Raw genomic sequence first — 14,977 nt, forward strand, 5'->3', positions numbered from 1 at the left:
CGGCCGCAAGTCGACGAAAGTAAAGCCGAACTACCGCAAGAAAAGAGCGGAGCAGGCCGAAAAGATTCGCCGCCGAGCCAAACGCCAGCTGATTCAGAACGAAATCCGCGAGCAGAAACGCGAGCGTGCCAAAGCCAGGCAGCGCGCCAAAAACGCAAGACAGGGCTAACTGGAAATTCGGTTCGGATTTTTCATACCGCTTGGCTAAACCTCTGTATTTCATCCACGCAGCAAGCCTTTTGATAAGAAAGCCTGCTGCGTTTTTACTGGATACAGGAAGGCAGATCGCTCAAAAGAAATCGAATTTCGTATACTCTTGATCAGATGCAAATACAGGGCGGAGCGGCCAGACGCTCGAACACACGCCTCTGTCATCCATAGAAATACGTACATTCTAATAGAGAACGATAAAGGAGAAATGGATATGAATGCCAAATCCTATCAGGAAAACGTAATGTATCTGGGCTGCCATGTCGGCATGAAAGCGCCCGGATATTTTGAAGGCTCCATTAAAGAAGCGCTCAGCTACGGCGCGGACGCCTGCATGATTTATACCGGCGCACCGCAAAATTCAAAGCGCAAGCCGGTAAAAGAGCTGAAAATTGAACAGGGAAGAGCGGTACTGGAAGACGCCGGATGGAAAACAGAACAGGTTATCGTCCACGCGCCCTACATTATTAATCTGGCCAATATGCTAAAACCTGAAACGGCGTATTTTGGCCGGGAGTTTCTGAAAGAAGAACTGCGCCGCACTGCCGCCATCGGTGCCCGTTATCTCGTCCTGCATCCAGGAAGTCATCTCAAGCAGGGTGCAGAAGAGGGTATCCGCTGGGTTTGCGAAGGACTCGATGAAGTCTTCGAATCCGATTCGACCAGTGTAGAAATCGCTCTGGAAAGCATGGCCGGAAAAGGCAGCGAGATTGGCTGTACCTTTGAAGAAATTCGCGCCATTCTCGATGGCGTAAAAGATTCTTCCCGTCTGAAAGTCTGCCTGGATACGTGTCATCTCAACGATGCCGGCTACGATGTCAGCGATTTTGACACCCTGCTCGATCAGTTTGATGAACAGGTCGGTCTCGAACGGCTTGCCGTACTGCACGTCAACGACTCCAAAACCCGAAAGGCGCCCGCAAGGACCGCCATGAAAACATCGGAAAAGGCACGATCGGACTGGACAGTCTGGGCGCCATCGTACACAATCCAAGACTCTCTTCCATCATCAAGATTTTGGAAACCCCTTATATCGACGATAAACCGCCCTATGCGGATGAGATTGCTCTGCTGCGCGCCTGGCATCCCGCGAGTGTATCCGCTGACGAAACGGCCGGTGACAGCGCTTGCAAAAATAACGATTGATACAAATTCCGGAGCGGCAGAAAGTTTACAATAGAATTAAAAATATTTATTAACGATTTCATTTGAAAAATACAATGTCGCCTGACGCATTGCCCCGACCCTATGCCGATGGTATAATTTTCTAAGTTGTTTTAACGAAAGCGTTTCCGTTCAGGAAGAATTTCCATTTTGAAGGAAGCGCATACGTTTACACGGGGAAAGGAAATTGAATTGAAAAAGAACCTTGTCAAAGCCGCAACCGTATTTCTGTCCGCCGCCATGGTTTCTGCCGCCGTACCCGGACGCTCTCTTCTCGTACATGCCTCGATTGCACAGCCAACTGCCGCCGAGCTTAAGGCATCCGTTCAGGGCCTCGAGAATCTGAGCCGTTCTCGTCTGCAGGAATTATCCGGTGCAGATGCTGCACGGATTGCCAATGATTATCTAAACGGCATTCAGAGTGAATTCAACTCGCTCAGTGATGAAGATAAAGAACAGATCCTCAATTCGATTGCCCTCATCCGCCAGAGCAATCCGGATTTTCCTGTTCTCGAAGTTTCTACACAGGAAGAGCCGACCGCTGCCCAGACGTATGTCGAACCGGCAGCCACGCCTGAACCGGCGCCGGCTGAAGAAACATCCTCGAAGGCCTGTGCGTCTTCGGTCGCATCGAAAGAAAGCACACCATCCAAAGCGGAAAGTCAGAAAGACGCAAACGCATCGGATGTTCAGAATATGGACAGCAGCGAAACCGTAAAAAGCGGATTCGGCCGATTCGACGTCTTCCAGAAACGAAACCGCTTCAAAAAGAACAGTCGACATCCGAAAAGTCGGATGCGTCGGCTTCGAAAACGGAACATTCGATGAACGCTTCTTCCGATCATAAAGAAGAAGCAGCGACTGCCAGAACAAAATCGAAAGAAAATTCGATGAATGCAAATTCGCCTTCCGATCCAGCTGACCAGAAGCCTTCTCTGACTTCCTGGTTAAAAGAAGAAGAAAACAAAACGAAACCGCGCACGTTCTCGGAACTGTCCCAGTCCCTCAAAGAGTTCAGAGAGGAAAAGGATGAAACGAGCAAAGTGTCTTCACTGCCCATGCACGAAGTGACCGGCGGGAAAAACGATACGAACTCTTCGGATAAAACGTCATCGGATAATTCGAAAGACGATTCCGATCCGGACGAATCCGATAAAGACGAATCCAAAGATGACGATAAGAACAGTTCTTCCGCATCTTCCTGGGATGAAGATTCCAAATCGGATTCTTCCGATGAGGATTCCTCTTCCGATGAATCTTCGGATTCCTCTGATTCGTCCGATTCTTCGGACTCGTCGGATTCCTCTGATTCGTCCGATTCTTCGGACTCGTCAGATTCATCCGCCTCTTCCAAGGATCCGACCATGCCGACCCCTCCAGACTCCAAGGATCCCGGCACGAATGACCCCTCCGGGGAAAAGCCGGACGATCCCATTCCGAATATGCCCGAGCGTCCAGACGGATCCGCAAATAAGCCGTCGGACTCGATTGGTTCCATGACCGAAACCGATACCGTTGTCGGTCCGGCCTCGCCGGTTCTGAGCAATCCGGGAGCAAACCCGGGCGGCCAGCACGCGATGACGACATCGATTCATGTCCGACAGATTTCCCACGGTCAGAATAAACGGCTGAAAACCCTTCGCCTTGGCGAATACAATCTGCTTCCGGATTATTCCAACGGAGCAGCCTGGAGAAAATCGGTATCGCCTTACAACAGCCCGACCCTCTGGGGCCAGTGCACCTGGTTTGCGTGGGGACGTTTCTATGAACTGTACGGCTTCTCGCCGCGCTTTTCCGGAAACGGCTATGAATGTGTAAAGCAGCTGCTCAGCGCTCACGGTGATAAGTTTGAACTTTCCGAAAAACCGGCAGCCGGCGCCGTATTCTCTTCGGACGCCGCGCATAACCACGTCGGCATCGTTCTCGACTACGATGAAGCCACAGACACGCTGCTCATTCAGGAAGGAAACCTGGATGGCCGCTCCAATGAAATCTGGGCCGAAGCGATCAGCGACTACCGCACCATCAAGCTGAACTCTCGGGAAATTCGCATGCTTTATGGAAACGTAACGTATGCGGTGCCTAAAGAAGGTGTCCATTTTGTCGGCTACTTTGCGAAAGATGAAAAGGATGCCAATGCGAAGAAGATGAGCATTCGCGTAAAATCGCTCAGCGAACTTGCGCAGTCCAAAGTTGAAGATAAGATTTTCAACGCGGGCGTGAAAATGAATCATCTTCGTCACACGCTCGATGAATAAAAACAGCCGCTCTGGCTGACGATGCAATCTCCTGCCATCAAACGATTCCATTCTGAAACAGATACTTATGTCTGGAATGGAATCGTTTTTGCGTTTTGGGCGGCGAAATTCTGAAAATCCGCGCAAAGAAAAAGTTCTCTCGACTGCCCCGGGTCAGGCCGGATGTGGATATTCGAGAGAACTTTTGTGTTTTTACAAATTTTCTGAGTGCTTTATAAAGCGTCTGACGAGGTCTTTCAACCGATGGTGATCGATCGGAATTCTGGCAGAGACTAAAACAGAGCGGGGACAAGCTGAAGCAGATAGCCGAGCAGTACAGCGGGAACGTACATCAGCAGCGCGGTTTTCCAGATCGCTTTTTATTCGTAGAGTACTGGAACAGCGCAACAAGTCCAAGGCCGGCATTGGTCATCAGACCCGCAAACAGAGAACCAAAGGTCAGGGCATGCGAGCTGTAGAGCGAGCAGAGAACAACGGTAGCGGCACAGTTTGGAATAAATCCAAAGAGGGCTGCAGCAGCCGGCTGCCATAATGTCTGGGTCTGCAGGAAGGCCGCTAGCTGATCTTCGCCGATCCATCCGGTAATCGCGTTCATGGCGAGAGTCACCACGAAGACGAACAGATAAATCTTGATGGTACGAAGCAGGGCGGAAAGCCATACAGGGTATTGCGTATAGCAGCACGAACAGGCGCTCTGGCTGTCTTCTTCCAGATTTTCCGCTTCCTTCTCGTCCGTTTCTTCGACTTCTTCTTCCTCTTCGAGATCTTCAAAGCGGACGATGTGCTGATGACGGTACAGTACTTTATCGATCAGCGTACCGATGACGGCTGCTGCAATGAACTTCAGAACGAGCAGAACGCCAAGAGAGGGAATCATGTCCGGCTGAGAAATCAGAATCGGGACCGCTTCATCGCTCGTGGCCAGAAAAACAGCAATCGTTGTGCCGAGCGTTATGTTATTGGATACGTAGAGCATGGCGGCCAGAATGGAAAAGCCGCACTGCGGGATCAGGCCTAAAGGGCACCAAACAGCGGTCCGTATTTCTGAAGCTTCCAGAAAAAGCTGTCGGACTGATCGGTTTTTCGATCGAGAGAATCGATAAACAGATAGACGACGTACAAAATCGGAATCATCAGCCAGGTGTCTTTCCAGGCGTCCGTAAGAATATCAATAAAAATTCCATACCTTGTTTATAACACGAAGTGAGGAAGCCTTCTCTTTTGGGCAACCCGAAAAATACAGGATGCGCGTAATGAACATTCTGTTTTCGCTTTCTTTTCTGGATCCGAAAAAGCGGCGAATCAGGAACATGAAAGAAACAGGACGAGAAAGCAGAAACAAGATGTCTGATCCTTTCGATTCATGCACAAAATAAGCCCGGCATGGCTTTTGAATATTCAGGTGAAAAGACTACTGAATTTTGTCATCCTCTGCTGCAGAGTCGAGCCGAAGTGCATCATTCCCTTTTGAGGAATGACTTTCCGATGCAGGAAAATCTTCTTCTTCAACAATGACGGCAGAGGAGGGGACGCGAAGATGATGGCCGCTTAAGCGGAAGAGCGCAAAGTCATTAAACGCTTCATAAACGAGGGCGAAAATTGGAACACCCAGCAGCATGCCGATCGGACCGAACAGCGCGCCGCCGATCGATACCGAAAACAGAATCCAGAATCCGGAAATGCCCAGCTTGTCGCCGAGAATAACCGGCTTGAGGACGTTTCCGTCGACCTGCTGCAAAACGAGAATAAAGATCGCGAAGATCAGGGCATAGCCCGGTCGAATCATGAACAGAAGCAGGATGACCGGAATCGCGCCAAGGAACGGACCGAAGACGGGAATAATATTGGTAATGCCGATAATGAGGCCGATCATCGGGGCGTAGGGAAGGCCGAGTACCAGAGAGCCAAACCAGGCGCAGAGACCGACAATCAGAGAATCGAGAAGGTTGCCGACAATGTACTGCTGGAATACGTTTTTGGCGTCCATGGAGTACAGGTGGATGAAGTTTCCTGACGCTTGCCAAAAATCGTATAGATGAGCAGTCTGCACGTCAGCAGCAGATTCTTCTTGTCGAGAATCATGTAAACCGCTGCAGCCAGCGCGATTACGAGATTGGCCGCCCAGTGAATGACGTTGTAGGAATAGGACATCATCTTGGTCATGGATGAAGACAGAACGGTGCGCAGCGTAGCGCTGATGTCCAGGTTTTTCAGAAAGTTCAGAATCGAAGAAATGTCGAGACTGTATTTTTCGGCAAAAGTTTCGAGCGTGTTTTCAAACTGCTGCGAATACGTCGAAAAATTTCGTATGAAAATCTGTATGGAGTCAATGAGGGAAGGGATCATGACCCAGAGCACGAAGACGAAAAACAGAATAAAGAGAATAACGACAAGAACGACCGAAAGGGCACGCGCTTTTTACGTTTCATGAAATTGGAGAGCCGGTTTTCAAACCAGAGGACCGGTCCTTCCAGAATAAAGGCCAGGCCAAAGCCGATCAGAAACGGGGCAAGCAGACTGACGATGCTCGACAGGAAATGAAGAATATCGTTAATCCGGGTGAAAAGCAGATACGCAAAAATGGCGATAATGAGCGAAACGCTGTAAATAAAGATTCGCTGCGTGATCTTGTTTTTTAAATCGAGTTTCATGGTCACCTCTTTCGCACTCTATAATATCACTTGCGTAATGAATCCTCGCAGACTCACAATATCGTTATGGACAACTTTGTATATGGAACCATTTCAGTCAAAGCGGTACTGGAAGAAGAAAAACGAACCGCCAGAATGCTTTGGGTCAACCCGAAAAACGCTCCCGGGACATCGCCTATTTAATTGCCTTATGTAAAAGAAAAGGATTCCCGTCGAGTTTCAGAATTCTGAAACTATGAACGCAAAAGCGTCCGGCAATGGCGGCGTCATTCTGTTTTGTGAAACACGATCGCTGCCTGCTCTTAAGCCGGAACATTTAGAAAAAGGGCTCTGCGTCTACATCAGCGGCGTCGAAGATCCGTATAACATGGGAAGCATATGCCGTACCCTCTATGCGGCGGGTGCGCGGCTTCTGATTTTGCACGAACGCGACTGGTCAAGCGCGCTTTCCACACTGATGCGCTCTTCGGCGGGCGCCTGGGAACGGCTCGAAATTGCGACCATCGAAAACGACACGACGCTGATTGAGTGCGCCTTAATGGCGGATCGTCCGATCTATTGCGCAGCGCGCGATGATTCGGCTTCCTCTCTGGCGGATACGATCCTGCCGGAAAACTGCCTGCTTGCGATTGGCGGGGCCATGCGCGGCCTGTCTTCGGAAATTCTGAAAGCCAGTTCGCATCATCTGTTTATTCCATACGGCCGGCATTTTCATAACGCCCTCGATACCGCAAGCGCTGCATCCGTCTTCGCGTTTGCGTGGACGTTTGCGCACCCGGATCAGGCGTAAATCCCATAAATGGATCGGCATACATACGTCGGCATACGTACGATCGAATGAAATTCATGGAAAGCAGCCGTTGTATACGGCAATAGATACAGCACTGCAATAGATAAAACAATGGATAGACTGCATCGAACACAGGAAAAGGACATCCGCAAAGCCGGATGGATCTGGCGAGAGCCAAAAGGAGAATGAGTATGAAATTGAATCGTGAGCAGCTCGTCTGCATGGCGGTAAATGCGGAAGTAGATCATCCGACCATCAAGTCGTATCGCGGAGGCTTTGACGGACGGGCAAGAATTACGCTGGGAACCGGCGGCATTACGTATTCCCATGCGATCGGCGATTCCTGCATGAACATCGCCGGCGATCATGTAGAACCCGGCGTGTCGATGGCCAATCCCGATCCGAATAAAAATATGGCGGTCGAAACGTTCAGCTGCATCGGCAACGAAGTCCTCTGCCTGAGCGGACCGGCGAAAGGCTCCAAAGGCATCGTCACCGGAACGCATGGCGGCGTGGAACATACGATGGCATGGTTTCCAGCCGATGATCTGTGCCGTATGGACGGAACGGAAAAGTTTTTAATCCGTACGTATGGACAGGGACTGAAAGCCGAAGAAACACCGGATGTGTTCTGGATGAATATCGACCCGATGCTTCTCGATGAAATGGATCTGCACGTAAACGAAGAAGGCAAGCTGATCTTCCCGGTAACCGCCGTACTGCCAGCCTATCTGATGGGCAGCGGTCTGGGGTCTTCGTCTTTAATGAACGGTGACTATGACATCATGACGCAGGATAAGGAAGCCAACGAAAAGTTTGGCATCAATGATCTGAAATTCGGCGACTTTGTTGCGGTGCTCGATCACGATTCCACATACGGCGCTCATTATAAAAACAATGCGGTAACGATCGGCGTCGTTGTCCATTCCGATTCCTTCACTTCCGGCCATGGACCTGGACTGACGGTGGTAGCGACCAGCGAAAACGGCAGCATTGAACCCGTTTACGATCCGGAAGCCAATATTGGAAAATACTTCGCTGCCCTGCAAAGCGAGAGATAGAGAAAACAGGAATGACGTATGTTCAAGTAAACGTTGAACACGAAAACCGGGCGCTGAGCACGCCGTTTACGTACGCCTGTCCATTTGAAGTGGAACCGGGATACCGCGTTGTCGTCCCTTTTGGAAAACAGAAACTGACCGGCATGGTCGTTGCGCTGTGCGAGAAACCGGAAGATGCGAAGTATCAGATTAAGCAGGTCCTTGAAGTGGTGGATGCCCATCCCGTATTAAGCGCGGAACAGCTGACGTTAGCCAGAGAAATGGCGTATTCGACGATCAGCTCGCCGATGAGCATGGTCAACTGCATGCTCCCAGCCGCTCTTTCCTCGAAGTCTCAGAGACCAAATGAAGCCATGACCACCTGGCTGGTCAAGGAAAAAGTCGACGAGTCCGCCCTCGAAGCGTTAAGCCCTGCTCAAAATGAAGCCTGGTCCAGACTGCCCGATGAAATTGAACAGGTCAAAGCGCGCAAGCGGATTTCCGACTACATGATTCAGACGCTGGTCAATAAAAAGCTGCTCCACCGGCAGAAAAAGACCGTCAGCTATGGGGCTCTGCCCAAAAAGAGCAGATCGAATGGCCGCAGCTCAATCCTGGACAGCAGGAAGCGGTAAACGCGCTTTCCAATTTGCATCATGCAATCCATCTGCTTTTTGGCGCCACCGGATCGGGCAAGACGGAAGTGTATTACCATCTCGCTAAAAGACGCTGGACGAAGGCCGTCAGGTTTTGATCATGGTTCCGGAAATCGTTTTGACCCCGATGATGGAAGATCGCTTTCTGTCCCGCTTTGACTGCGATATTTTTCGTATCATTCCCGGCTGACCGCTTCTCAGACGCTGTCGGTCTGGAACGCGGTCGCCAAAGCCGGTCCCTGCATTGTGATTGGTACGCGCAAATCCGTGTTTCTGCCGTTTACCAATCTGGGGCTGATCGTCATGGATGAAGAACACGATTCTTCCTATAAGCAGGAAACCAGTCCCCGCTATCACGCCAGAGACGCGGCTATATTGCGGGCGAAGGCCTTTGACTGTCCGCTCGTTTTAGGTTCGGCAACCCCGAGTCTGGATACGTATGCGCGGGCTTTGAAAAACGTGTATCATCTCGTCACGCTGCCCGGTCGTGCTTTAAATGTGAACAACCAGATTCGCCTGGTGGATCTGCGCTATCAGCCGGTGTTTTCCAATTTTTCCAGACCGCTCATTCAGGCCATTCGAAAGCGTCTCGATCGCGGCGAAAAATCGATGATTCTCTTAAACCGGCGCGGGTATCTGCCCACTATACGGTGTCTTTCGTGCGGCGAGTATTTGCGCTGCGAAGACTGTAACGTTCCGCTTTCCTACCATAAGCAGGAAGATGCGCTCGTCTGTCACGTCTGCGGAAGACGCTATCCGCACATTCATCAGTGTCCGGACTGCCATTCTCAAAAGCTGCAGACGACCGGACAGGGAACCGAACGTCTGGAAGAAGACGCGCAGAACCTTTCCCGGAAGCCAGAATCGTACGCATGGATCACGATACGACTTCGCGAAAAGGGGAACATCAGCTCAGACTGAACGAATTTGAAAACGAAGGCAATATTCTTCTGGGTACGCAGATGATTGCCAAGGGACTCGACTTTCACGACATTACCCTCTGCGGAATTCTTTCAATTGATACGCTGCTTTCCCGGCCGGACTATCTGGCTACGGAAAAAGCGTACCAGCTGGCCGAACAGGCCTCCGGACGCGCCGGGCGCGGAAAGCAGAAAGGCGAAGTGCTCATACAGACGGCCACACCCGATCATTTTGTCCTGCAGAGCGTGCTGCATCACGACTATCTGAATTTCTTTAAGCAGGAGATGGAGCTGCGCCGTAAGCAGGCCAATCCGCCCTACACCTTCATGGCGACAGTCGTTTTACGCCATGCAGATTCACTGCGGGCTTACAATAAGGCGATGGAAATCCGCGCTTCGTTTGAATCGTTTGGAATTTCCGTTTTAGGACCGGCTGAAATCAGCATGCGAAACAAGGAAAGCCGCTTTCGCCTGATTTTGCGCAGCCGGAACGATCAGATGCTCATCAAGACGCTGTGGCTGTGCGATGAGTGGTTCTCTTCAAACGCCAATGGATGCAAAATGGAAATCAACGTGCATCCCATGAGCCTGGAAGAGTAGTAAGGAAATGTTATGAACGTACGTGAATGGGTCTGGAACGCCTTATGCGAAGTCATTCGCAAGGAGACGTACTCTAATCTTTATTTAAAGGAACATCTGCAGGAAGTGGACGAAAAGGACCGGGCGCTGGCGTCCAATATTTTTACGGCACCCTGCAGAACTATGCCCTCTGTCAGGCGGCCTGGAAACGGTTTGCCAAAGGGAAAGTCAAACCGAAGACGTCTATTTTGCTCAGCATGTCTGTGTATCAGATTCTCTTTCTGGATCGAATTCCGGATTTCGCCGTCGTCAATGAAGCCAATAAAATTGCGGCCAGACGTCTGCCCGCAGAACGCGGACTCGTGAACGCGATTTTGCGTAAGGTCATTTCCACACCGATGGAATATCCGGAAAATCCGGTGGAAATGCTGGCGCTGAAAACATCGCTGCCTTCCTGGCTGATTCAGATGTGGATTGCGCAGTACGGCGCGCAGAGCGCCTTCCGCTTTGCGCAGGCCTCGCTGGCTGCATTGCCGATTGTCGTTCGTCTTAATCCGATGAAGATCACGCCCGAACAGGCCGAAGCGACCGGCCGTCTGGAACCGTATGAAAACGGACTGTACCGCTATACGGGCAGCCAGATTGCGACCGATCCGCTTTACCGGCAGGGAAAAATTTCCGTTCAGGATCCCGGAAGCTGCGAAATCGCCCGCTGGGCCGATCCCAAAGCGGGGATGAAAATTCTCGATCTTTGCGCCGCACCGGGCACCAAAAGCATGGCAATGGCCGAAATGGCTAAAGATCTGGCGGAGATTACGTCCATTGATCTGCACGAACATCGTGCCAAACTGATCGAAAAGGATGCAAAACGGCTCTCCTTAAAAGCGTGAGCGCCAGAGCGGCGGACAGTACAAAGCTCGAAGACGATCCCGTTTACGATATTGTTCTTTGCGATGTGCCCTGCAGCGGTCTTGGCGTTCTCAGCCGCAAGCCGGACATGAAGCTTCGTCTCTCTTCGAACGATCTTGACGCCCTTCCGCCTTTGCAGTACGAACTGCTCGAAAGCGGCTCCCGACAGCTTAAAAACGGCGGCATTCTCATTTATTCCACATGTACGCTCAACAAGAAGGAAAACGAAAAGCAGGTTGAATCCTTTCTGAGTGCCCACGACGAGTTTGTCCTGCTCGATCAGAAAACGATTGAGCCAGATGACCGCCACGGCGGCTTCTTCCTGGCAAAACTTCAGAAAGTAAAACCGGCCGCCTCCCGAAAAGCAGAGGAAAATGCCAGTCCAGAAAGCCCGCAACCAAAGACAGAAACCTCTGCAGCCGCAGAAGAGACCATTGCCAGAGCCTGAAAATCGAATCTATTAAGCCTGTCCTGAACTGCGACAGGCTTTCTTTTCCAGCGGGGAAACACTTTAAAATTTCGGTTCAATGAAAAATTTTGTGGGATTTGGGATTCCTGATTGATGGGTTTCTTGAAGCATCGATGATCTTAAGAAAGAAATACCCATCATCCTTGAAACCATAAGCTTGTCGTCTTACGGTCTTGATCTTGTTATTCATGCCTTCAATCTTTCCTGAAGATATCCCAAAAATGGTATGTGAAAGGATCCCTTCGTAATGGTTCTCGATTAGTCGCGCAAACCATTTAAAGTGCTTGTTTTTCGTTCCTTTGCACGTGTCAATCAGTGAATTCAGCAGCTGCACCACCTCCTCTGGATCTGAGCATTTGAAGCCTCTTTCCAGCTGGTCTTTTACCAGATCGCAGGTCATGAAGAGAGAGTTCACTTTGAGCAGTTCATTGTAACGTTTGACAAAACCTGTTTTGGCAAGAACTGGCTTTAACCCAAACAAGGTGTTCTCGCCACCCATCATGGCTCCAGCCTTCCCTTTTGCATCTTTGGAAGCCAGCGTTGCCTTAGAAGACATCAGAATATGCTTCGACCCTTTGAGAAGCCTGGCCTGCACGATTTCACCGCTTGCGATCAGCTCTCTCTGAGCATCCTTCCGGACTTCAGAGACCACTTTATCGTTAAAATTCTTAACGATATGAAAATAGTCAAATACGATAGAAATCCATGGGCATCGATCTTGAAATGCTTCCTGAAAATCAGAGTTCATGTCACAGGCAACAGCTTGAACATGACTCATCCATTCAATACCCGCATGATCAATAAAATCGTATACGACCTGTTTTTACTTGCCTCTGGCAATCCAAAGAACATGGCCGGTTTCCAGATCGATGATATGGGTGGCGTATTTATGGCCGTTATGAAGCTTGAATTCATCGATAGCCAGATATCGACTGCAGGTATCGGGTTTCTTCAGCACTGGTCCGAGTTCCGTCTGATCCGTATAAAGCCTGCTCAGCCTGGCTTTATCAATCTCGCCAACGAGATGAGCTCCGACACCAGTCCGCTCAGCGATTTCCTTCAGGGTATAGCAGCCGCTTGCCAGCAGATCTTCAATGTACGATTCGAGAGCTGTAGTAATCGTATGCTTCTGTGCTCTGAATGGAATAGATCGCATTTGTGTATGATGGCCGTTCTCGCAGAAGAGGCGCTGAACCTTCACGGTGACATGGATATAAGTAAAGCCAAAGGGAAGGTGGCGCAGTGTGATTGAACGAGATGATTTGATGTGCATCTTCTGACCGCAAACGGGGCAGATTCGTTCTTCATCAGTGACTTCACAGAGTACTCCGTCACACTGATAGATGGAATGGTTTCCGGAAGCATCGATCCGGGGATAAACACCTGACTGGGTAAAGCCCGGCAGCGATGAGGGAATGAAAAGCAGACCGTTATTCGATTCATTGGAAACTTGAAAAGCAGCTGAAGAGTTAGTAGAGTACATACGGGATCTCCTGTATCTGGTAGTCTTGATCGACTCTTCCAGCTTACGGAAGATCCTTTTATTTTCTATATGAAGACATTGGCTCGGAGGATCCCACAAATATTTTCATAGAGCCAAAATTTCTTTTGCAAAATACGGCTTTCTCGATTAATTTTTCCTGCGGGCGCTGCTGCCGGTTGTGGATGGAATTATCTGCATTAGATAGAAAAATGAATCTTGCTGACATATTAGACGACATCCTTTCCTTCTCTTTCTACAATAAAAGCAAAGATCAGAAGCAAAGATCAAAAGCAAAGATCCGACAGTCGCCTTTGCGCGAAGAGTAAGTGTTCTTCAAAGCGAAATGCGCTGACTGGATCTGTATAAAAAATCGGATCGTCTTTGGACGATCCGCCAGAATACAGGGAAAGGAAGCACGAAATGAAACGACAAACGATGACCATTCTTGCCTGTGCGCTTTTGCTTGCCGGATGCAGCGCACCAAAAGAGGACAGCGCTTCAAGCCGTTCGAACCCATCGACTTCGATTTCCTCCAGCGCCGAAAGCCGTACCGCTTCCAGCGCGTCTTCCATGCATGAGACAAGTCAGGGCGCCAGTCATGACTCGGAAAATGAGGATTCCTCAAAATCCAGCGGATCCGAAAATACCAGTACGCCGTCTCATGAAGAGAATCAGACTCCAGCGCCGGAGGCGGCTTCCAGCGAACCGACCGCTTTTCAGTCTGAAATCGAAGGCAAGCTGTATCAGGCACTCAGCGATAACGGCTTCACCAATATCGTCTCCAGGTGGCAGATGGCGGACACCGGCAATCGGGAATGCATTCTGACTTTTAACGGAATGAACGATCCAGGCGCGATCTGGCTGACGTTCTTTACGCCATCGACTTCGCCCAGACAGACGTTTGAAAGCAATACGACACTCGATCGGACCAGAAACATGGACGTTCAAAACGAATGGACGGACAACGGAAATACCGTGCGCGTAATTCATAACAACCGCGCGGAAGCCAATTTCATCGAAGTGCTCGATGAAAAACAGGAGCTCACGCTTCACTGCTCCAATACCGTTTCCGATCAGCTGCAGCCCATGCTCAAGGTGCTTCAGGCGCTGGGCTTTCCCGTACAGTACGACCAGTAGTTGCTGCAGGCAAGGGACAATACACCTTTTGAATACGAAACAGCCAGAACAGAAAAACTGGCAAAAATAAAAGCCGGGAAGGTCAGTCCATGCGGTTGGACTGACCTTCCTGAATTTTTGAAAAGGCCTGGCCGTCCGAGGCTGTAAAATGTTCCTGAAATAGTCCCGTATACTAAAGAAGACGATGCATCGAAACCGGCGAAGAAAAGAAGGCGATCCGGGATGCAGCGACGAAAATTGCCTGGAATTTCTGGCAGATGGATCCAGAGACCGGAAGGGTTCCGTATGGTCATCCAGAATCTCGCATCGAGCAGCTTTCCCTGTTTGAAAATGCGATTTTGCCAGCAGGCGCGGCACCCAAATGCCGGATTCACTATGGAAAATCCAGAACGCCCATTTTGTTTGAAGAGATGGGAAAAGGCGATGAAAAGAAGTGGAGCAAGCGCAAGTGGGATGTCGTTCTCAATTCCAGAGATCTGCCAGAATGCAGAAAACCAGAATCGTCTGTAACCAGAACATTCTGGTTTTTCTTTGCGCTTTACCGCTCAGCCAAAGCGAAGAGAAGAGACCGGTGTAAACAAAAGGTGTTTTGCCTCAAACTAAACCAGATCCTCTCGAAATAGCCCCAACGTTGAGCAGGTATACAAAGGCCCAAAACCGGCAAGTTCAAAAATCTGTTTTAAAATACAGAAGAACCTGTAGAAAATAAAA

General features: G+C 50.0%; 15 protein-coding genes and 3 pseudogenes. 12 read left to right on the plus strand and 6 right to left on the minus strand.

Going from position 1 to position 14,977, the window contains the following annotated elements; genetic code table 11:
- Window positions 1-454: 454 nt before the first annotated feature.
- From KWG61_RS09200 to KWG61_RS09210, 3 genes and pseudogenes are all read left to right on the plus strand, one after another.
- Window positions 455-1,356: pseudogene (locus tag KWG61_RS09200) on the plus strand (deoxyribonuclease IV).
- Between the two features lie 210 nt (window positions 1,357-1,566).
- Window positions 1,567-2,202 carry a hypothetical protein gene (locus KWG61_RS09205; protein ID WP_242743524.1) on the plus strand — a complete coding sequence of 212 codons (636 nt, stop codon included), beginning with the start codon at window positions 1,567-1,569 and terminating at the stop codon, window positions 2,200-2,202.
- 62 nt (window positions 2,203-2,264) lie between these two features.
- On the plus strand, window positions 2,265-3,632 hold the full coding sequence (locus KWG61_RS09210) for a CHAP domain-containing protein (RefSeq protein WP_242743525.1): 1,368 nt from the start codon (window positions 2,265-2,267) through the stop codon (window positions 3,630-3,632).
- Window positions 3,633-3,963: 331 nt separating this feature from the next.
- Here the strand turns inward: KWG61_RS09210 and KWG61_RS09215 are convergent, their stop codons facing one another.
- The 4 genes from KWG61_RS09215 to KWG61_RS09225 form a co-directional block, all read right to left on the minus strand.
- Window positions 3,964-4,689 carry a putative manganese transporter gene (locus KWG61_RS09215; protein ID WP_367614358.1) on the minus strand — a complete coding sequence of 242 codons (726 nt, stop codon included), beginning with the start codon at window positions 4,687-4,689 and terminating at the stop codon, window positions 3,964-3,966.
- Between the two features lie 354 nt (window positions 4,690-5,043).
- Entirely contained in the window at window positions 5,044-5,619 is a 576-nt protein-coding gene (locus tag KWG61_RS16270) for an AI-2E family transporter (RefSeq protein ID WP_256460660.1), read from the minus strand.
- Window positions 5,562-5,990: a hypothetical protein gene (locus tag KWG61_RS16275; RefSeq protein WP_256460661.1), complete on the minus strand. Its 429-nt coding sequence runs from the start codon at window positions 5,988-5,990 to the stop codon at window positions 5,562-5,564. The genes KWG61_RS16270 and KWG61_RS16275 overlap by 58 nt, the downstream gene beginning before the upstream one ends.
- Complete coding sequence (locus KWG61_RS09225; RefSeq protein ID WP_242743527.1) at window positions 5,975-6,283, minus strand: hypothetical protein; 309 nt, start codon at window positions 6,281-6,283, stop codon at window positions 5,975-5,977. Before KWG61_RS09225 ends, KWG61_RS16275 begins: the two co-directional genes overlap by 16 nt.
- A gap of 235 nt (window positions 6,284-6,518) precedes the next feature.
- Between KWG61_RS09225 and KWG61_RS09230 the strand changes: the two genes are divergently transcribed.
- From KWG61_RS09230 to KWG61_RS09255, 7 genes and pseudogenes are all read left to right on the plus strand, one after another.
- The gene (locus KWG61_RS09230; protein WP_242743528.1) at window positions 6,519-7,073 is read left to right on the plus strand and encodes a TrmH family RNA methyltransferase; all 555 of its coding nucleotides are present in this window, start codon (window positions 6,519-6,521) and stop codon (window positions 7,071-7,073) included.
- A gap of 191 nt (window positions 7,074-7,264) precedes the next feature.
- Window positions 7,265-8,134: a DUF4438 domain-containing protein gene (locus KWG61_RS09235; protein WP_230267948.1), complete on the plus strand. Its 870-nt coding sequence runs from the start codon at window positions 7,265-7,267 to the stop codon at window positions 8,132-8,134.
- Window positions 8,135-8,145: 11 nt separating this feature from the next.
- Window positions 8,146-8,748, plus strand: coding sequence for a hypothetical protein (locus KWG61_RS09240; protein ID WP_242743529.1), 603 nt, complete (start codon window positions 8,146-8,148; stop codon window positions 8,746-8,748).
- Between the two features lie 14 nt (window positions 8,749-8,762).
- Window positions 8,763-8,867 (plus strand): hypothetical protein, encoded by a 105-nt coding sequence (locus KWG61_RS17415; protein WP_367614175.1) that lies wholly within the window; start codon window positions 8,763-8,765, stop codon window positions 8,865-8,867.
- 88 nt (window positions 8,868-8,955) lie between these two features.
- Complete coding sequence (priA, locus tag KWG61_RS09245) at window positions 8,956-9,690, plus strand: primosomal protein N' (RefSeq protein ID WP_305138092.1); 735 nt, start codon at window positions 8,956-8,958, stop codon at window positions 9,688-9,690.
- The gene (locus tag KWG61_RS09250; protein ID WP_242743530.1) at window positions 9,642-10,289 is read left to right on the plus strand and encodes a helicase-related protein; all 648 of its coding nucleotides are present in this window, start codon (window positions 9,642-9,644) and stop codon (window positions 10,287-10,289) included. The genes priA and KWG61_RS09250 overlap by 49 nt, the downstream gene beginning before the upstream one ends.
- A 146-nt stretch (window positions 10,290-10,435) precedes the next feature.
- Window positions 10,436-11,625 (plus strand): annotated as a pseudogene (locus KWG61_RS09255) (transcription antitermination factor NusB); the annotation flags it as partial.
- Between the two features lie 76 nt (window positions 11,626-11,701).
- Here the strand turns inward: KWG61_RS09255 and KWG61_RS09260 are convergent.
- Window positions 11,702-12,454 (minus strand): annotated as a pseudogene (locus KWG61_RS09260) (transposase); the annotation flags it as partial.
- A 15-nt stretch (window positions 12,455-12,469) separates the two neighbouring features.
- Window positions 12,470-13,129 carry a transposase family protein gene (locus KWG61_RS09265; protein ID WP_242743532.1) on the minus strand — a complete coding sequence of 220 codons (660 nt, stop codon included), beginning with the start codon at window positions 13,127-13,129 and terminating at the stop codon, window positions 12,470-12,472.
- Between the two features lie 420 nt (window positions 13,130-13,549).
- Between KWG61_RS09265 and KWG61_RS09270 the strand changes: the two genes are divergently transcribed.
- Together KWG61_RS09270 and KWG61_RS09275 are read left to right on the plus strand one after the other, a co-directional pair.
- Complete coding sequence (locus tag KWG61_RS09270) at window positions 13,550-14,266, plus strand: hypothetical protein (RefSeq protein ID WP_230267713.1); 717 nt, start codon at window positions 13,550-13,552, stop codon at window positions 14,264-14,266.
- Between the two features lie 257 nt (window positions 14,267-14,523).
- Window positions 14,524-14,889: a hypothetical protein gene (locus KWG61_RS09275; protein ID WP_230267712.1), complete on the plus strand. Its 366-nt coding sequence runs from the start codon at window positions 14,524-14,526 to the stop codon at window positions 14,887-14,889.
- Window positions 14,890-14,977: the final 88 nt, after the last annotated feature.

Origin of the sequence: Allobaculum sp. Allo2 (assembly GCF_022701175.1) — a bacterium.
GTDB lineage: Bacteria > Bacillota_I > Bacilli_A > Erysipelotrichales > Erysipelotrichaceae > Allobaculum > Allobaculum fili.